Origin of the sequence: Chryseobacterium sp. T16E-39 (assembly GCF_002216065.1) — a bacterium.
Taxonomy (GTDB): domain Bacteria; phylum Bacteroidota; class Bacteroidia; order Flavobacteriales; family Weeksellaceae; genus Chryseobacterium.
Genome location: NZ_CP022282.1, coordinates 2,229,987 through 2,247,946, shown reverse-complemented (window position 1 = coordinate 2,247,946; position 17,960 = coordinate 2,229,987). Strand labels below are relative to the sequence as shown.

Sequence of the window (17,960 nt, the reverse complement as noted above, 5' to 3'; positions counted from 1 at the left end):
ATGACGTCTTTCTTTCTATTCTTAAGCAAAGTTTTCAAATGGTCTTTCGGTTTTTTTGATTCCTTTGGAAATGTAATCAACTGGATTCTATTTGTCGTTTGTTGCGTGTTGTTCACCTATTGGTGTTATGTTCTAGTGGTTACACTAGGTGGTGATAAAGATAAAGACTACTATTCTCCTACTGAGGGTAAACACCCTTATTATGATCCTAGTATCTATAAAAAAGAAGGTTAATTAATTGGTTATATAGTAAAAAGCCGATCAAATAAAATATTTGATCGGCTTTTTTATAACGATTAAAATTTATATTTTGTTATTCATGGATAGGAAGTACCAAAACCGGAATTGTTGAACTTTTCGTTATTCCTTTTGTTAAGCTTCCAACAAAAACATCATAAATCCCACTTCTTCCATGGGAGCCCATTACAATATAATTGGCATTTTTTGTTTTAGCATACTCAAGAATGATGTCCTTGGCAATGCCTTGTTTTAAAAGATGCTCACATTCTACATCCTGAGAAATTATTCTTTGCTCAAGTTTATTGAGTTGAACTAGTTCCTCTCTGATCTCATTTTCTTCAACTTCAGGAAAATACTGGAATCCCATATCACCAATCGCAAAACCAATGTCTGTAGGTGCGATATGGATGAGGTTGATCTTACCGTTTACCTCTTTGGCAAACTTAATGGCACCATCTACCAACTGTTCTGTTTTATCCCCAAAATCTACGGGCAATACAATGTTTATCATAACCTTTAATTTTGTTATTTAAAGTTAAAGAAAAAAATATGAAATACACTGTTAAATACTTATAATATTCGAATGTCGAGTATTTTTTCTTCTACCAAGAATGCTTCCAGGATATCATTTTCTTCTACTTTTCCAACTCCTTTAGGTGTACCTGTAAAAATAAGATCACCAACCCTTAATGTGAAATATTGAGAAGCAAAAGCAATAATATCATCAAAACTGAAAATCATGTCCTTGGTGTTGCCATCCTGAACTTTTTTCTTATTTTGGAGTAATGAAAACGGTAAGTTTTCAAGGGAATAATCCTCCTTTTTAAAGAAGTTTCCAACTACGGCAGAACCATCAAAACCTTTAGCAAGTTCCCAGGGCAGACCTTTGGATTTAAGCTCAGTTTGAAGGTCTCTGGCCGTGAAATCTATTCCCAGACTTATCTCATCGTAATGTTTAGATGCAGATTCTTTTTGGATATATTTACCTCCTTTTGAAATTTTGAGCACCACCTCCAGTTCATAATGGATATCATTGGAGAATTCGGGAAGATAAAAATCATTACCCTTTAAAACGGCAGTGTCCGGTTTAATAAAAATAACAGGTTTTTCAGGAATCGCATTTCCTAATTCTTTAGCGTGTTCACTGTAGTTTCTTCCTATGCAGATAATTTTCATATTCTTTTATTTTTTTCATTACGAGGGACGAAGCAATCATTTATTAGTTAGTCACCTTTAAACGGACTTATTTATTTTTTAATGTATAAACTCATTTTCACAATAATAACAAACGAATTTATGGCTTGTTAATAGATATACTCCAAAGAAACTGGTAGCGCTATCATCTCTGTAAATATGATTGGAGCCACATTTCGGACATACAAAGTCAAACTTAGGATCTTCGATCGTATGCTCTACCTCAAGAGAAACAGTTTCATTCTCTTTGTATAGTTGTAAGATCTCTTCGGCCTTTTCCAGATCATTTTCAAAAACCTGAAGCTGAATTCCTCCCACTGCCTGAGAAAGCAGCCAGTCAGACTGAATAAGCTGTTCATTCGCAATGAAACTGTTAAGCCCCTTTTCTGCTAATATTTGCTTGTCTCTATTAGCTTCGAGAGCAGTTTCGTAAAATTTAAAACGAACTAGTTTTGACATATTTAAAATTTACTTGATAATTGAATTTTTGTAAAAACTTTCTTAGTATACAATGGAAAATCGGCATTTTGTAACCAGCCATAATATCCCAGGTCTTTTTGGAAAACAGCTTTTACGCCCTGTCCCTTGTATTTACCGAAATTGAACACGGCCTCCGCTTTTTCATTGAATCCTATAAATCCTGCAAGATCAGCATTTTTGTTATGAAAAGTGAATTCACTTAAGTCTGCGATCTCATTGGGAACATCATCGTATTTTCCAACCTGGGCATCCAATACCTCAAAAGTTGCCATAACATCTGCTTCTGCAGAGTGTGCGTTTTCTAATGTTTTACCGCAGTAAAACTGGTAAGCTGCACCAAGATTTCTTGGTTCTTTTTTATGGAAAACCGTTTGAGCATCTACTAATTTGAATTTGCTTAAATCAAAATCGATCTCAGCACGCAAAAGTTCTTCTGCTAAAAGTGGGACGTCAAATCTATTCGAGTTGAAACCACCCAGATCCGAACCGGAGATCATCTCCATTACCTTTGAAGCAATAGATTTGAAGGTCGGGGCATCTTTGATATCGGCATCATAAATACCATGAATTAAGCTTGATTCCAAAGGAATTGGCATTTCAGGATTAACCCGCCAGGTTTTACTTTCTCTTGAAGCATCTGGATTTACTTTTAATATACAGATTTCCACGATCCTGTCTTTTCCAATATTGGTTCCTGTTGTTTCAAGGTCAAAAACGCAAAGTGGTTTATATAATTTTAAATTCATGTGATAAAGTTATAAATTGAAAGGTCTGAACTGACACAATGTGTATCTGAAATCAGTTCATCACTATTTAAGTTGTTTTTGAAATAGAATTGAGATTAAAATGTAATATATAATCACCATCGGAATTCCGACTGTTTTGAAGATAATCAAAATAATAATTGCTCCTATTAATAAAGCGAGTTTTGGATAATTATCTTCCAGCTTCATAGACTTGAATTTCATTGCAATCATTTTAACAGGACTTACTAAAAGCAATGACAAAACAATACTTAAAGCAATTAGCAAATAAGTGTTATTAAATAAAAAATCAAAACTTTGATTTTCCCTGAATGCATAATATAATCCGAAAATTAAAATAGTATTGGAAGGGGTATTCAGTCCCTTAAAATAATACTTTTGATCTTCGTCCAGATTAAAGATCGCCAATCTTAAACATGAAAATGCTGTTACCACAAATCCTAAATAGCAATACCAAGGAATGTCAGTAAGAGAATTATTTGCAAGAGCAACAAACATTGTTAATCCCGGAATAAAACCAAAGCTTACCATATCTGCCAGTGAATCAAGCTGAACTCCCAGATTGGAGTTGGCCTTTAAAGCCCGGGCAACAAAACCATCGAAAAAATCTAAAACCAGTGATAGGATGAGGCAAATAGCGGTGATCCGGTAATCACCCAAAATAAGGTGAACTGCACCTATGCATCCGGAAAATAAATTTCCCAGGGTTAGTACGTTGGCGAGATTGTTTTTAATAAAATTCATAGTCACAAAATTACATTTTTTAAAAATTCTATATCAAAATTTTCCGTACTAAAAAATACATTAATACGAATTTGGTGTAAATTTGCCAAATGAAATTTTTTAAAGAATTTAGAAAACAGGAAGTTCTGGTATTGTTATACAGAATTTTTTTGGCATATGTTTTTTATCAGATCGCCAGATTTTTATTCTGGTATTTCAATAAAGATCTCATAAAGGTAGATTCACTTTCAGATTATCTTAGTCTGTCCTTTCACGGGATAGCCTTTGATACTACTGCTATTTTATATGTTAATTCACTGTTTATTTTACTCAGTCTTATTCCGGCTATTGTTAATACAAAAAAGTGGTATCAGACCGTGATATTCTGGCTCTACTTTATCACCAATGGAATCGCTTATGCAATGAACTTTGGAGACTTTGTATATTTTAAATTCGCACAAACAAGATTGACATCTGCAGCATTTCAGGTTGCGGAGCATGAATCCAATATAGGTAAAGTATTCATGGTGTCAATTGCACAGAACCCATTCGTTCTGATATGGTTTATCGTTTTAATGGCAGTATGGGTTTTCCTTTATAAAAAAGTAAAAATCTCAGAACAGAAACCCGTAAAATTGATTCCTTATTTTATTTTATCTATTCTTTGCCTTTGTGGTATTACCGTATTGGTGGTAGGAGGAATTCGTGGGGATTTTAAACATAGCACAAGACCGATCAATTTGGTAGATGCCAATCGTTTTGTGAAAGTTCCGTCTCAGGGAAATATGGTTTTGAACAGTACTTTTTCATTTTTCAGAACCTTAGGAACCAATAATTTTAAAGAAGTTCATTATGTAGACCAGAAGTTCATTGACGACAATATTCAGCCGTATAAGATCTACGACAGGCACGTTACCAATCGTCCCAATGTTGTCATCTTTATTGTTGAATCATTTAGCCGGGAGTATTCAGGAGCCTTTAATAAAGATAAAAATATCAAGGATTATGTTTCTTATACTCCATTTATTGATAGTCTGGCAAATGAAAGTCTGATTTTCCCTAATACCTTTGCTAATGGAAGACAATCTATTCATGGGATGAGCAGTGTGCTTGCCGGGATTCCAAGCCTTACCGATGCATTTACAAGTTCTCCTTATTCTAATCAGAAGATACAATCCATCGTTTCTATTTGTAATGACCTTGGATATGACACATCATTTTATCATGGGGCTCCGAATGGATCCATGGGATTTTTAGGATTTGGAAATATTTTAGGGTTTAAACATTATTTTGGCAAAACAGAATATAATAATGATGCTGATTTCGATGGAATGTGGGCGATTTGGGACGAGCCTTTCTTACAGTATTTTGCTAAAAATGTAGGCAAAACCCAGCCTTTCATGGCTACCGTTTTTACAGCTTCTTCCCATCATCCATTTAAGATTCCTGAAAAATATCAGGGCAAATTTAAAAAGGGTAAAAATCAAATGCATGAACCGATCCAATACACGGATTATTCAATAAAGAAGTATTTTGAAACAGCAAAAAAACAACCTTGGTACAACAATACTATTTTTGTATTTACGGGTGACCATACCAATGAGATCTATTATCCGGAATATGAAAAAAGCATGAACCGTTTTGCTGTTCCTATTATTTTATATTCCCCTAATCCTGAATATCAATTAAAAGGAGTGAATCAGGAAGTGGCTCAACAAATTGATATTTACCCTACATTGGCAGATTTAATAGGTTATAACAAAAAGATCAGAAGTTGGGGAAGAAGTCTTGTCAGTGATAAGAAGTATCCTGCAATCATTGCCAATTCAGATGGTGGAGCAGAGCAATTTATCATTGGTAATTATATTTACCGTTTTGATGGGAAGAATGTAGTGGGTATCTATGATAAAACAGATCTGGGATTAGAAAAGAATCTGGTTGATCATCTGAAAACACCTGAAACTGAAAAAGGAAAGGAGATGGCAAAAGCATGGTATCAGGATTATATGGATCGAGTGATTAACCGGAAACTGAATTAAGATTTCATCAGTGTTTAATTTAAAAAATTGGTATGTGTCTTGTTATATATGCCTAGGATAACAAATGTTTTTGTTTGTTTAAAATTAATTTATATTTTTAGCAATAAATAGATAACAAAAATATTTTATCAAAATTAAAATAACAAGCATATGAGAAAATTATTATTTACCCTGGCGCTTTCTTTAACAAGCGTATTGTCCTTCGCGCAAATAGAAGGAAAATGGAGAACAATAGATGATGAAACAGGTAAGCCTAAATCCATTGTAGAGATTTTTAAAAAATCTGATGGAAAATATTATGGAAAAGTAATTCAGTTATTGATAAAGCCTCAAAATCCTAATTGCGTAGACTGTAAAGACGATAGAAAAGATAAGCCTATTTTAGGGATGGAAGTAATTAGAGGTCTTAAAAAAGATGGTGATGAATTCAATGGTGGAACGATTACAAATCCTAAAAATGGGAAAACGTACAAATGTTTTGCTACCAGAAATGGAGACAAGCTTACTGTAAAAGGATATATTGGAATATCATTGATCGGTAAGACCCAAACTTGGGAAAAAGTTGACTAACCAGATTTAGATAAAAATTAATTAACGGCATTTCATTTAAAATGAGATGCCGTTTTTATGATGTGTGTAATAAAAAAACACTATTTTTGTAGTCTAAATTTTTCAAAGAAATATGGCAGAATATACTTTTCGTGAGGTAATTGCACAGGCAATGAGTGAGGAAATGCGTAAAGACGAATCCATTTATTTAATGGGGGAGGAAGTTGCAGAATACAACGGTGCTTATAAGGCTTCAAAAGGAATGCTGGATGAATTTGGTCCTAAAAGAATAATCGATACACCAATTGCTGAACTTGGTTTTACAGGAATTTCAGTAGGTGCAGCAATGAACGGGAACAGACCCATTGTAGAATTTATGACATTCAATTTCTCTTTAGTAGGAATTGATCAGATTATCAACAACGCGGCAAAGATCCGCCAAATGAGTGGAGGACAATGGAATTGTCCGATTGTTTTCCGTGGTCCTACAGCTTCTGCAGGTCAATTGGGAGCTACGCACTCTCAGGCTTTTGAGAACTGGTTTGCGAATTGTCCTGGTCTTAAAGTGGTGGTACCATCAAACCCTTATGATGCAAAAGGATTGTTGAAAACAGCTATTCAGGATAATGACCCGGTAATCTTTATGGAATCTGAGCAGATGTACGGTGATAAAATGGAAATTCCTGAGGAAGAGTACTACTTACCTATCGGAAAGGCAGATATCAAAAGAGAAGGTAAAGATGTTACGTTGGTTTCTTTTGGTAAAATCATGAAAGTGGCTATTCAGGCTGCTGAAGATTTAGCTAAAGAAGGTATTTCTGTAGAAGTAATTGACCTTAGAACAGTTCGTCCTTTGGATTATGATACTGTTTTAAACTCTGTTAGAAAAACAAACAGATTGGTTATTTTGGAAGAAGCCTGGCCATTTGCGTCTATTTCTTCTGAAATTGCATATATGGTTCAGCAAAAAGCGTTTGATTATCTGGATGCACCTATCAAGAGAATTACTACTCCTGATGCTCCTGCTCCTTATTCAGCGGCTTTATTTGCAGAATGGTTCCCTAAGCTTGAGAAAGTGAAAGAGGAAATTAAAAATGCGATGTATATTAAATCATAGAGAAAAACTTCCGAAAGGAAGTTTTTTCATTTATTCTATGCATGAAGAAAAGTTCATGACGTCATAAATTTAGTGTAGATTTGCGCTTTTAAAATTAGCTGATATGGCAGAAGTTACAGAGGGTGGTCATCATTTTGACCTAAAGAAGCTTTCATTTGTAGGGGTTATTGTATCTCTCGGAATCGTTTTCGGGGATATTGGTACATCACCATTATACGTAATGAAGGCAATTGTAAATGCCCGAAAAGGTGGTGCAACGATGCCATTTGATGAATATATTGAAGGTGCTCTTTCATGTATCATCTGGACACTGACACTTCAAACTACGATAAAGTATGTAATTATTGCTTTAAGAGCTGATAACAAAGGTGAAGGCGGAATTTTAGCTCTTTATTCACTGGTAAAAAAGCTTAAGAAAAAATGGCTCTATGTCGTCGCCATTATTGGTGCAGCAACACTTGTTGCAGATAGTGTTATTACTCCTTCATTAACGGTAATGTCTGCTATTGAAGGATTAAAAATATACAATCCCGAAACTCCGGTAGTCCTCATTACTCTCGTGATTCTGTTTGTGGTCTTTGTAGTACAGCAGTTTGGAACTGCTTCTATTGGAAAGTTCTTTGGACCGGTCATGGTAACGTGGTTCCTGGCCTTGGGAATTTTCGGATCAATTCATCTTTTCGATCATTTCGAAATTATAAGAGCATTTAACCCGCTATACGCCTATAATCTGATTACCCATTCTCCGAGTGCTATTGTAATCATGGGAGCTGTCTTCCTTTGTACAACGGGTGCTGAAGCATTATATTCGGATTTAGGACACTGTGGTGCAAAAAATATTAGAATAAGCTGGGTTTTTGTAAAACTGATGCTTATTTTGAATTATCTAGGGCAGGGAGCTTGGTTATTGGATAACTATCATCAGGTTTTTAACGGGGTAAATCCTTTCTTTGGAATCATGCCTCAATGGGCTGTTTTACCAGGTGTAATCCTGGCGACCGGAGCAGCGATCATTGCCAGTCAGGCAGTAATTACAGGATCGTTTACGATGTTTTCTGAGGCGATGTCCGTTTCATTTTGGCCTAATCAGCATATAGAATATCCTTCAGGGATAAAGGGACAGATGTATATTCCCGGGGTAAACTGGGGACTGATGGCATTTTGTTTTGTGGTGGTTATATTCTTTCAGAAATCTGAACGGATGGAAGCTGCGTATGGTTTGACAATTACCATAACTATGTTGATGACAACCATCTTATTATTGTTCTGGTTAAGCCGAACGAGGGTAAGTAAATTCTTCATCATAGGATTTGGAGCAGTATACCTTTTCCTTGAATCTGGTTTTTTCTATGCTAATGTCATTAAATTTGTTGATGGAGGTTGGCTGACAATGGTACTGGGTGGATTTATAATGGTATGTATGTATGCGTGGTATAATGGAAGGTTGATCAAAGCTAATTTTATACAATACGTAAAGATCGATAAATATGTATCTATTATAAAAGATATGAAGCTGGATGAAAGTATACCTAAATATGCTACGAATCTTGCTTACCTAAGCCGGGCAAAGAGAAATGATGAAGTAGAATCTAAAATCATTTATTCCATTATAAAAAAACAACCCAAAAGAGCTGATCATTATTTTGTTTTAAGTATCGTTAACCAGGAAGATCCATATACTTTCAAATATACAGTAGACGAAATATTACCGGGAACCGTTTTTAAAGTTAACTTCCTTTTAGGTTTTAAAGTAGACCGCAGAATAAATGATTATTTCGGAATGGTTTTAAAGGATCTTATGGCAGATGGAACAATTCCATCAAGAAGTAGCCATCCTTCTCTTAGGGCTCATAATATACCTCCGGATCTTAAATATGTGATTATAGATAATACATATATCAACGATATACTTTTAACGGTTAAACAGAAGATTATCCTTAATATTTACAATTTTGTGAAGTATATCGGTAGTGATGATTTTAAGTCCTGGGGCGTCACTTCACACAATGTTGTGGTAGAATCTGCACCGATCACTGAGGAAACATTATATGACAAAAAAATAGAACAAGCTGGATTTTTACGTCATAACTTCTAAGCATCACTCTATAAGCATACTATCTATTTAAATAAAAATTAATAAATTTGTAGATAATTATTTTAATGGATACTATACAAAAAGAAAAAAATATAGCTCTTATCAAAGATGTTTTGAGAAACTACTTATTAGAAAAAGGTTTCCGAAACACTCCTGAGAGATACACCATATTGGAAGAGATCTATAATATGGATCATCACTTCAATGTGGACGACTTGTATCTTTTGATGATGCAAAAGAAATATCATGTTTCTAAAGCAACAATTTATAATACAATCGAGATCTTCCTGGATGCAGGGCTAATTCGTAAACACCAGTTTGGAGAAAAGACACTGACTTCTTCATCTTATGAAAAATCTTATTTTGATAAGCAACATGATCATTTAGTGATCTACAAAAAAGATTCAGACAAAGAGATTGAAGAGATCATTGAGTTTTGTGATCCTAGAATTCAAGGGATCAAAGAAGCAATTGAAGATGCTTTTGGCGTAAAAATTGATTCTCATTCGCTGTATTTTTATGGCATTAAGAATGACTAATCAATGAGACTGATTCTTTTTCTGATATTCTTTGTTTCTACTTTTATTTTTGCGCAAGATCAACAAAAACCTGCGCAAAGGGATCCTTATTTAAAAGTCCCTGTAAAAAATGCCCCCCAGCAAACAAAGCCCGAAGATAAAATTAAAATTATCCATGCTGATTTTGTAAAAAAAGATCCGGCAAAATATGATGGCAATCAATATCTTGAAGGGAATGTAAAAATAGAAAATCAGGGTTCTATCCTTACTGCAGATGAGGTGGTTTTGTACAATGAAGAGAACTTTGCAAAAGCAATAGGAAATGCAAGACTCCAGAATACAGATGGTTCTGTGATTACTGCAGGAGAAATGGAATATGATGGAAACACTCAGAAGGGAGTTGCCAGAAAGAATGTAGTTCTTACAGACCCTAAGCAAACAATCAGGACAGATATCCTGTATTATGATAAACTTTCCAATCTTGCCTACTTTAATACCGGCGGAACTATTTCTGATGGACAGAATGTGATGTACACAAAATCTGCTACCTATTTTCTGGATACCAAGATGATAGATTTTGTCGGAAATGTAAAAATAGATACCCCGGATTATATTATTGAAGGTCCCAATATCAAACAAAATCAGAACACCAAGGTTGCTGAATTTTTTGGGCCAACTACCATAACCAATCGTGTTAATCCAAAGAATTATATATATACCGAAAGGGGAACCTACAAAATGAATTCTAAGGAAGCTTATCTTAATAAGAATTCCAGAATACATTATAATGATAAGATACTTACAGGTGATGATATGTATTTTAATCAGTTTACCGGATTTGGAACGGCTACAGGAAATGTAACCCTTGATGATCCTAAGGAAAAAAGATATGTAAAAGGGGGATATGGAGAAATTTTTCAAAAGAAAGATTCTTCTATGATTACCAAAAGCCCATACGCGGTCAAGATTCTTGAGAAAGATTCTATCTATTTTGCAGCTGAAAAAATTGTCTCTTATCAGAAGCCTGATGAGACAGATGCTACAAAGAAAAAAAGCTTCTTAAGAGCATTCAGAAAAGGACGTTTCTATAAGTCCAATGCTCAGGGAAGAGCCGATTCAATTGCATTCAACGAAACGGATGGTATTATGCATATGTATACTGCACCTATTTTGTGGAGCGGAGAGAAGCAGGTAACCGGAGATAAAATAGAAGCTTATTTTAATTCAGCTACCGAAGAACTGGATTCCCTTAAAGTAATCGGAAATGCTTTCGCTATAAGTAAAGTTGATTCATTGAATCTTAAAGATGAATTCAATCAGGTGAAAGGAAAGCTGATGACCGTTTATTACGAGAAAAGCGAAGTAAGAGAGACTAAAGTTATTGGGAATGCCCAGTCTATAAGTTATGCAGATGATTTCAATGAAAAGACAAAGGAGAATGAAAGAATCGGAATTACATTGACTTCATGTGGAATTATAGATGCGATGTTTGAAAATAGAGTGCTTCAGATTGTTTCCTGTAATATTGGTGCTAATTCTGACACATATCCTATGAGTAAGATAGAGCCGGCTAGAAGAAAATTCCAGGACTTCAATTGGAATACGAAGGACAGGATCCGGAAATGGCAGGATATTCTTGTGGATACGCCTGGATATGAAGAGATAAAGTATGAGGCGGACAACAAGCTGTATGATCAGGCTAAAGAAGCTATTGATAAAGAGAAAGCGAAGGAGGAAGCTAAAAAACCGAAGAGAGTTCGAAAATAAATTTTTAAATATATAACAGAAGGTCAACTGAAAAGTTGACCTTTTTTATGTGTTGATAATTTCGGTGTTTAATGAATGTTTTTTAGCTTTGCTAAAATTTTTATTGAAATGAAATTGCAGAAAGATTTCTTTACATATCAGGCGCAGACGACGCAATTTGCCGCAGGGTTCGAAGTGGAAAAAGCAGAAGGAAGTTATATTTTCGGGACGGATGGGAAAAAGTATCTTGATTTCGTAGCAGGTGTTTCTGCTAATACATTGGGACATTCTCACCCTAAAATTGTCAATGCGATCAAAGAACAGGCTGATCGATATCTTCATGTTATGGTATATGGGGAATATGCACAAGATCAACCTGTAGCATTATGTAAGCTGCTAGCTGAATCAACTCCTGATCCCCTTGAGATTACTTACCTGGTAAACAGTGGCGCAGAAGCTATTGATGGAAGCCTGAAACTGGCCAAAAGATATACGGGAAGGGAAGAGATCATTTCTTTTAAAGATTCATACCATGGAAATACCCACGGAGCGTTAAGTGTTTCCGGAAATGAATATCATAAAAGGGAATTTCGCCCCTTGTTACCTATGGTGTCTTTTATTGAATTCAATAATCAAAATGATTTAAATAAGATTACGGAGAAAACAGCCTGTGTAATTTTAGAAACCATACAGGGAGCCGCAGGATTTTTGGTCCCTCAGAATGATTATCTAAAAAGCCTAAAAGAAAGATGTGAACAAGTGGGAGCTTTGCTTATTCTGGATGAGATACAGCCAGGATTCGGAAGGACCGGTAAGTTGTTTTCATTTGAGCATTATGGCATTGTTCCGGATATCCTGGTGATGGGAAAAGGAATGGGCGGAGGTGTTCCTGTTGGAGCATTTATGAGTTCTAAGGAAATAATGGATTGCTTATCTCACTCGCCTAAATTAGGTCATATCACTACTTTTGGTGGAAACCCACTTATTGCAGCTGCAAGTCATGCAACACTTAAAGAAATTCTAGAAAGTGGATTGATGGATGAGGTAGATGAGAAAGAAAGACTCTTTAGAGAGCTGCTGGTACATCCTAAGATCGAAAACATCAATGGGCGGGGTCTCATGCTGGCTGTGAACTTAGGAGCCCCGGAATATACCTTAAAAGTAGCTCAGAAATGTATGCAAAAAGGGCTTGTTTTATTTTGGCAACTCTACAGAAATGAATATTTGAGAATTTCTCCACCATTAACGATATCTCTTGATGAAATAAGAGAAGGATGTCAGATTATTCTTGATGTTTTGAACGAAAATTAAATATAGATCTCTTCTTAGAAAGAAGAGATTTTTTTATGTTGTGCATTACATGTTTTTGCATTTAAAGCTTTGTATGTTTTGGATTTGACATCTGTGATAAATATCATGCGGATTGTATAAAAAAGTAAATACATTTTTGTGTAATAAAAAAATTAATTTATATATTGCGGGACGATAAAACAAAGATTATATGGCGAAACTTAAAGTCCATTACGAATTCCCAATGCATTGTCTTTCAGAGATTTTATATGAGTATCTGGCGACTGCAGAAGGACTATCTGAATGGTTTGCAGATGAGGTAGTAGAGAAAGGGGATGACTTCTTTTTTAGCTGGGGAGGAGGCCCTGCTGAAAAGGCCACTTTGATTAGATATAAGCCAGAAGGTTTCGTACGTTTCAGATGGGAGGAAGATGAAGGGACAAAGAATTTCTTTGAAATGACAATCACAATTGATGATATTACTGAGGATTTAGCTTTGAATATTACAGACTTTTGTGAAGAAGGGAATGAAGAGGAAAATGCAATGTATTGGGAAAATCTTATTGAAAATCTAAGAATAAAATTAGGTGCAGCTTAATGGCAGGCTGTACAAAATGATAAAACTGATGAACGATTTATCGTTCATTATTTTTTTATAAACAAATCAGACATTGGAAAATCAATATTTTACATCAAACGGATTGAATGTGAAGAACAGAGCGTTTCTGTTGGGAGATGCTGTCAAGGTTTCTTTTTTTGTAAGAGAAGCTCAACTTATCATGGATGAAGAGTGCTATTTCTTCTTAATGGCCTCGATGAGAAAAATGAGAATGAATATTCCATTGGCTTATACTCTTGAGTTTTTTCAATTGCTTTTTCAAAAGGAAGTAATTGAAGAAAAAGGAGTGAAAAATGGCATTATCAATTTTCAGGTTTTTAGAAATGCAGATGGGATTACATTGGCGAAATCATCAATTTCTTATTTTTATGAAGTCGATGAAAAGGATGATGTTTTGGCACTTCATCCGAGATCCTTGGAATTAGACCTTATTAAGGAAATTAATGTCAATAACAATCTCTTAAGCAACATCAGAGTTCATTGTCCTGAGAATATATATGGTGGGATTTATGCCCAGGAAAATGATCTGGACGACGTTATCCTGCTTAATCCAAATAAAAGAATTGCAAGGTCTACTTCCGGAAATTTATTATTTTTAGAAGGTGAGGTCATTAAAGTTCCAAAGCAATCAGAAGGTGCTTACATTTCTCCTTTAATGGAAAATTTTGTTACTTTTTTACATAAGAATAACCTTGCAGATATTCAGGAACACGAGATCATCGCATTTGAATCTCAAAAAGCCGAAGAAATTTTAATGGTTTCTGATGAAAAGGGCATGTTTTCTGTAGGAAAAATAAGAAATAAAACTTTTGGAAATTCTCGGTTTTCAGAACTGGTGGGAAAATGGAAAGAAAGTTTTTAAATTGACAAACCCGGTAAACAACAAAAGTTCCAAAGTCCTTTACCGGGTTTTATTCTGAATAAATCAGAAATTGTATTTTTTAAAATTTGCTGAGAATACACTCGCAAGTCTGTTTACAATATTATTTTATTTATTGCCTCGCTTTACCCTGATAGGCTTAGGAGTTAAAAATACTTCCGGAAAGAAAAATAAAATGAGTTGTTTTAAGATTTTCATTTTCAATTACTTTTTAGTTATTCAAAGAACGTAAATTCTTTCTTAAAAATTGGTTAAAGCAAGCTTAAAATTTGTTAATATTTTATCGGCCGATATTTTGAATACGAGTGAGTTAATTTAAAGAAATGTCTTCCGGGGAATTGGCCCAAAGTAAATATTCACCACCGAGGTTTTGCATAATAGATTTCCATAATGTCTGATCATTAGGTAATGTGTAATCCAGATTATAAATATCAACTACGGTCCACATTTTCTTTTGAACCTCAGTATCCAGCTGATTGGCGGTCCAGCCTGAGTAACCTGAAAATATTTTAACATTATCTATACTAAGTTCACCACTGAGGACTAAACTAATGATATTCTCGATGTCTTCTGTTAAATAGAATCCTTCAGAAATATCTGTATAAAGTTCCGTTACTTTTTTGCCTTTTACAATAAAAAATATTTTTTCATTTTCTACCGGGCCTCCATCATACACCTCAATTTTGAAATCGAAAAAGTTTCTGAACTTGCCACTCATCTGATTATTCTTTTTATTCAGGATCAAACCAAATGCGCCGCTTTCATTATGTTCTACAATAAGGACCACTGATCTGGAAAAAATATCTCCGGAAATATCAGGCGTGGAAATTAATATTTTACCTTTGTATGAGTAATGCATACTCAAATTTAATAAAAAATATTTATGGAAAACCTTCATGATAAGAGAAAAGTCTATGAGAAATCCCAACTTATTGAAAGTGAGATAAAACAAAATCCGATAGAACAATTTAGAGACTGGTTTCTTGAAGCATCGGAGAACTCAGGAATCTCTGAGGCGAATGCAATGGCAATTTCAACGGTTGAAGAAGACGGCTGCCCCAGAACAAGAATGGTTTTGTTAAAGGCATATACCCACGAAGGTTTCATTTTTTATACGAATTATGACAGCAGGAAAGGTAAAGCAATTGAAAAAAGCCATAAAGCATGTCTTCATTTTTTCTGGCCAACATTGGAAAGACAAATCATTATCAAGGCAGATTTGGAAAGAATCGCGGATAATTTAAGTGATGGATATTTTCACTCAAGACCAAAAGGAAGTCAGCTTGGTGCTGTAGTTTCACCTCAAAGTCAGGTTATTCCAAACAGGGAGTTTCTGGAAGAGAAATTAAAAGAACTCGAGAAGCAGTATGAAATTAATGAGGTTCCAAGACCGGAGAATTGGGGCGGATATTTAGCAAGACCTTATGAAATGGAGTTCTGGCAGGGAAGACCCAATAGGCTGCATGACAGAATTATTTACCAGCTTGAAGATCTGGATTGGAAGATTTCACGTTTGGCACCGTAAACACGCCTTTAAGATAAGAACATAAAAAAACCTCATCAAAAGATGAGGTTTGAATTTTTTAATCTGAATGATTATTTTTTCTTAGCTCCAGAAACTGCAGTAGATAAATCAGCTCCAGCTTTGAATTTAGCAACTTTTTTAGCAGCAATTTTGATTGGTTTTTTAGTCGCAGGGTTGATACCTTGTCTAGCAGCTCTCTCAGCTACTGAGAAAGTACCGAATCCTACTAAAGAAACTTTTCCGTCTTTTTTCTTTAAAGTAGTAGTTACATTAGAAATAAAAGATTCAAGAGCAGACTTAGCTGCTACTTTTGTAATTCCTGCATCTTTTGCGATTGCGTCGATTAATTCAGACTTGTTCATAATTTTTAATATTAAAGTTGGTTCGTAATTATAGCAAATATAATACTATTTTCTAATTGTGCAATTTTTTTATTAAATATTGCGTTATTTTTTTGATTTTGGGTTAAAAACATCAAAATATGATAATTCCTATTTTTACCAAAAACCTACGTTACCCGTTACTAAAATCATGCCAAATGCTTATGTGTATTGACTTTAGGTAAAATCAAATATTATTTTCTGTATTTATTAAATCCTAAATTCGTACTAAGTATTAATGTATTTGGCGATATGATTGTAGATTTAGTAAGTAAAATCCAAATATTTTAATTTTAAAAAAATTAAATACCTGTGTATCTGATGCTTTTAAAATGCTTTTAAACTTCAATTTGTAGATTTTTATTAATAAATTTGCACCATGTTAATAGAAGTTTTCAAGTCAAAGATTCATAGGGTAAGGGTTACGGCCTCAGACCTTAACTATATTGGAAGTATAACGATTGATGAAGATCTTATAGAAGCTGCCGGATTGGTAGTGGGTGAAAGGGTTTATATCGTTAACGTAAACAACGGAGAACGTTTTGATACGTATATTATAAAAGGTAAGAGAAAATCCGGAGAAGTTTGCTTAAATGGACCTGCTGCCAGAAAGGTTCAGAAAGATGACATCATCATTATTATCGCTTATGCACAGATGACTCCTGAAGAAGCAAAGACTTTTCAGCCGAAAATTGTTTTCCCGGATGAAAAAACAAACCTTCTTACCTAATTCATGGAGAAAAAACAGACAAATCCTTTAAAGTCAATAATTACCATTGTAATTTCTCTTGCTTTTGCAGGCTTTTTCTTATGGCTTGCCCTGAGAGGACTGGATTTTAAAGTGATACAGAAATCATTAGCTAAGGCAAATTACTTATGGGTTTTATTTGCTTCTGTTTTTGGAATGCTGGCATATTGGTTTCGTGCGATCCGTTGGAATCTCTTATTGGAACCTATGGGACATCAGATTTCTAATTCCAATTCATTATGGTCTATCTCTTTTGGATACCTGATGAATCTTACGATTCCCAGAAGTGGTGAAGTGGCAAGAGCTACTGCATTATATGGAGTGGAAGGAGTTCCTGTAGACAAGTCTTTTGGAACTATTATTTTAGAAAGAGTCGTAGATCTTATTTGTATGTTGGGATTTCTAGGGTTGACCCTGGTTTTTAAATACAAAGCTATTCTATCTTTTTATGAAAATTCTGGCGTTACGGTCAATCCGAATAAAATTTTAATTGTTCTTTTGATTCTTGTAGTAGGAACGGTACTTTTTTTTGTACTTAAAAAGAAGCTTAGCGCAATTCCTTTTTTAGGTAAGATCATAGGTTTTATTGACGGAATTTTCCAGGGAATTACTTCAATTTTTAAACTGAAGCAAAAAGGAAAATTTATTCTATACACTGTTGGAATCTGGATTTCCTATTATTTCGCTGCCTATCTGGTTTGTTTTGCACTTCCTGAAACTTCAGATTTTACAATTGCTGATGGTTTCTTTATTATTGTAGTGGGAACCTTAGGAATGATTATTCCAGCCAGCGGAGGTATTGGAGCGTTCAATCTGGCGATGAAATTCGGTTTTATGGCATTATTTATCTCTATGGGGAAAAGTGCAGAATTTGGGGGTGAAATGGGGCTTACTTATTCTTTTATTTCTTTACCCTTACAAATTGTTATTATGCTGGTCATGGGATTAATTTCTATTCCTATGCTGGCAAAAGCAAGAAATAAAAGAGTGAGCCAAAATGATTTTGGCAATTAGATTTTAATTCTAAATATAAAACACAAGCCCGGTCAATTA

20 protein-coding genes are annotated in these 17,960 nt (G+C 34.6%); 13 read left to right on the top strand and 7 right to left on the bottom strand.

All coding sequences use genetic code 11. From position 1 onward, the window contains the following. Entirely contained in the window at positions 1–234 is a 234-nt protein-coding gene (locus tag CEY12_RS10225) for a DUF6341 family protein (protein ID WP_089027597.1), read from the top strand. Positions 235–313: 79 nt separating this feature from the next. On the opposite strand, the gene CEY12_RS10220 is transcribed toward CEY12_RS10225, so the two are convergent. The 5 genes from CEY12_RS10220 to CEY12_RS10200 form a co-directional block, all read right to left on the bottom strand. Next, positions 314–751: a universal stress protein gene (locus CEY12_RS10220; RefSeq protein ID WP_089027596.1), complete on the bottom strand. Its 438-nt coding sequence runs from the start codon at positions 749–751 to the stop codon at positions 314–316. A 59-nt stretch (positions 752–810) separates the two neighbouring features. After that, positions 811–1,416 (bottom strand): fumarylacetoacetate hydrolase family protein, encoded by a 606-nt coding sequence (locus CEY12_RS10215; RefSeq protein ID WP_089027595.1) that lies wholly within the window; start codon positions 1,414–1,416, stop codon positions 811–813. A 78-nt stretch (positions 1,417–1,494) separates the two neighbouring features. Further along, positions 1,495–1,893: a hypothetical protein gene (locus CEY12_RS10210; protein WP_089027594.1), complete on the bottom strand. Its 399-nt coding sequence runs from the start codon at positions 1,891–1,893 to the stop codon at positions 1,495–1,497. A gap of 2 nt (positions 1,894–1,895) precedes the next feature. Next, positions 1,896–2,660 (bottom strand): 3'-5' exonuclease, encoded by a 765-nt coding sequence (locus tag CEY12_RS10205; protein WP_089027593.1) that lies wholly within the window; start codon positions 2,658–2,660, stop codon positions 1,896–1,898. A gap of 63 nt (positions 2,661–2,723) precedes the next feature. After that, the gene (locus CEY12_RS10200; RefSeq protein WP_089027592.1) at positions 2,724–3,422 is read right to left on the bottom strand and encodes a CDP-alcohol phosphatidyltransferase family protein; all 699 of its coding nucleotides are present in this window, start codon (positions 3,420–3,422) and stop codon (positions 2,724–2,726) included. A gap of 89 nt (positions 3,423–3,511) precedes the next feature. Between CEY12_RS10200 and CEY12_RS10195 the strand changes: the two genes are divergently transcribed. From CEY12_RS10195 to CEY12_RS10155, 9 genes are all read left to right on the top strand, one after another. Beyond that, a complete protein-coding gene (locus CEY12_RS10195) occupies positions 3,512–5,440 on the top strand; it encodes an LTA synthase family protein (protein WP_089027591.1) in 1,929 nt (642 codons plus the stop codon). Positions 5,441–5,590: 150 nt separating this feature from the next. After that, the gene (locus CEY12_RS10190) at positions 5,591–6,010 is read left to right on the top strand and encodes a DUF2147 domain-containing protein (protein ID WP_089027590.1); all 420 of its coding nucleotides are present in this window, start codon (positions 5,591–5,593) and stop codon (positions 6,008–6,010) included. Positions 6,011–6,122: 112 nt separating this feature from the next. Further along, positions 6,123–7,106 (top strand): pyruvate dehydrogenase complex E1 component subunit beta, encoded by a 984-nt coding sequence (locus CEY12_RS10185; RefSeq protein ID WP_089027589.1) that lies wholly within the window; start codon positions 6,123–6,125, stop codon positions 7,104–7,106. A gap of 103 nt (positions 7,107–7,209) precedes the next feature. After that, positions 7,210–9,201, top strand: a complete 1,992-nt coding sequence (locus CEY12_RS10180) for a KUP/HAK/KT family potassium transporter (RefSeq protein WP_089027588.1) — start codon at positions 7,210–7,212, stop codon at positions 9,199–9,201. A 65-nt stretch (positions 9,202–9,266) separates the two neighbouring features. Then, entirely contained in the window at positions 9,267–9,740 is a 474-nt protein-coding gene (locus CEY12_RS10175) for a Fur family transcriptional regulator (RefSeq protein ID WP_089027587.1), read from the top strand. 3 nt (positions 9,741–9,743) lie between these two features. Then, on the top strand, positions 9,744–11,486 hold the full coding sequence (locus CEY12_RS10170; RefSeq protein WP_089027586.1) for an OstA-like protein: 1,743 nt from the start codon (positions 9,744–9,746) through the stop codon (positions 11,484–11,486). 108 nt (positions 11,487–11,594) lie between these two features. Further along, positions 11,595–12,776 (top strand): aspartate aminotransferase family protein, encoded by a 1,182-nt coding sequence (locus tag CEY12_RS10165; RefSeq protein ID WP_410493951.1) that lies wholly within the window; start codon positions 11,595–11,597, stop codon positions 12,774–12,776. A gap of 190 nt (positions 12,777–12,966) precedes the next feature. Next, positions 12,967–13,353 (top strand): START-like domain-containing protein, encoded by a 387-nt coding sequence (locus CEY12_RS10160; protein ID WP_089027585.1) that lies wholly within the window; start codon positions 12,967–12,969, stop codon positions 13,351–13,353. Positions 13,354–13,426: 73 nt separating this feature from the next. Then, the gene (locus tag CEY12_RS10155) at positions 13,427–14,236 is read left to right on the top strand and encodes an aminotransferase class IV (protein ID WP_089027584.1); all 810 of its coding nucleotides are present in this window, start codon (positions 13,427–13,429) and stop codon (positions 14,234–14,236) included. 328 nt (positions 14,237–14,564) lie between these two features. Here CEY12_RS10155 and CEY12_RS10150 read toward each other — a convergent pair whose 3' ends face one another. Next, entirely contained in the window at positions 14,565–15,113 is a 549-nt protein-coding gene (locus tag CEY12_RS10150; protein ID WP_089027583.1) for a YqgE/AlgH family protein, read from the bottom strand. Between the two features lie 24 nt (positions 15,114–15,137). Between CEY12_RS10150 and pdxH the strand changes: the two genes are divergently transcribed. Further along, positions 15,138–15,779 (top strand): pyridoxamine 5'-phosphate oxidase, encoded by a 642-nt coding sequence (gene pdxH, locus CEY12_RS10145; protein ID WP_089027582.1) that lies wholly within the window; start codon positions 15,138–15,140, stop codon positions 15,777–15,779. Between the two features lie 71 nt (positions 15,780–15,850). Here pdxH and CEY12_RS10140 read toward each other — a convergent pair whose 3' ends face one another. Then, entirely contained in the window at positions 15,851–16,141 is a 291-nt protein-coding gene (locus tag CEY12_RS10140) for an HU family DNA-binding protein (protein ID WP_034682524.1), read from the bottom strand. A gap of 397 nt (positions 16,142–16,538) precedes the next feature. Here CEY12_RS10140 and panD point away from each other — a divergent pair, with 397 nt between their 5' ends. Further along, entirely contained in the window at positions 16,539–16,889 is a 351-nt protein-coding gene (gene panD, locus CEY12_RS10135) for an aspartate 1-decarboxylase (RefSeq protein ID WP_089027581.1), read from the top strand. Positions 16,890–16,892: 3 nt separating this feature from the next. Next, complete coding sequence (locus CEY12_RS10130; protein WP_089027580.1) at positions 16,893–17,921, top strand: lysylphosphatidylglycerol synthase transmembrane domain-containing protein; 1,029 nt, start codon at positions 16,893–16,895, stop codon at positions 17,919–17,921. Positions 17,922–17,960: the final 39 nt, after the last annotated feature.

Coding starts and splice junctions, on each gene's coding strand:
- CEY12_RS10205 (WP_089027593.1), bottom strand. CDS start 2,660: ATGAATTTAAAATTATATAAACCACTTTGCGTTTTTGACCTTGAAACA.
- CEY12_RS10195 (WP_089027591.1), top strand. CDS start 3,512: ATGAAATTTTTTAAAGAATTTAGAAAACAGGAAGTTCTGGTATTGTTA.
- CEY12_RS10165 (WP_410493951.1), top strand. CDS start 11,595: ATGAAATTGCAGAAAGATTTCTTTACATATCAGGCGCAGACGACGCAA.
- CEY12_RS10130 (WP_089027580.1), top strand. CDS start 16,893: ATGGAGAAAAAACAGACAAATCCTTTAAAGTCAATAATTACCATTGTA.
- CEY12_RS10140 (WP_034682524.1), bottom strand. CDS start 16,141: ATGAACAAGTCTGAATTAATCGACGCAATCGCAAAAGATGCAGGAATT.
- CEY12_RS10210 (WP_089027594.1), bottom strand. CDS start 1,893: ATGTCAAAACTAGTTCGTTTTAAATTTTACGAAACTGCTCTCGAAGCT.
- CEY12_RS10175 (WP_089027587.1), top strand. CDS start 9,267: ATGGATACTATACAAAAAGAAAAAAATATAGCTCTTATCAAAGATGTT.
- CEY12_RS10185 (WP_089027589.1), top strand. CDS start 6,123: ATGGCAGAATATACTTTTCGTGAGGTAATTGCACAGGCAATGAGTGAG.
- CEY12_RS10225 (WP_089027597.1), top strand. CDS start 1: ATGACGTCTTTCTTTCTATTCTTAAGCAAAGTTTTCAAATGGTCTTTC.
- CEY12_RS10170 (WP_089027586.1), top strand. CDS start 9,744: ATGAGACTGATTCTTTTTCTGATATTCTTTGTTTCTACTTTTATTTTT.
- CEY12_RS10160 (WP_089027585.1), top strand. CDS start 12,967: ATGGCGAAACTTAAAGTCCATTACGAATTCCCAATGCATTGTCTTTCA.
- pdxH (WP_089027582.1), top strand. CDS start 15,138: ATGGAAAACCTTCATGATAAGAGAAAAGTCTATGAGAAATCCCAACTT.
- panD (WP_089027581.1), top strand. CDS start 16,539: ATGTTAATAGAAGTTTTCAAGTCAAAGATTCATAGGGTAAGGGTTACG.
- CEY12_RS10150 (WP_089027583.1), bottom strand. CDS start 15,113: ATGCATTACTCATACAAAGGTAAAATATTAATTTCCACGCCTGATATT.
- CEY12_RS10220 (WP_089027596.1), bottom strand. CDS start 751: ATGATAAACATTGTATTGCCCGTAGATTTTGGGGATAAAACAGAACAG.
- CEY12_RS10190 (WP_089027590.1), top strand. CDS start 5,591: ATGAGAAAATTATTATTTACCCTGGCGCTTTCTTTAACAAGCGTATTG.
- CEY12_RS10215 (WP_089027595.1), bottom strand. CDS start 1,416: ATGAAAATTATCTGCATAGGAAGAAACTACAGTGAACACGCTAAAGAA.
- CEY12_RS10180 (WP_089027588.1), top strand. CDS start 7,210: ATGGCAGAAGTTACAGAGGGTGGTCATCATTTTGACCTAAAGAAGCTT.
- CEY12_RS10200 (WP_089027592.1), bottom strand. CDS start 3,422: ATGAATTTTATTAAAAACAATCTCGCCAACGTACTAACCCTGGGAAAT.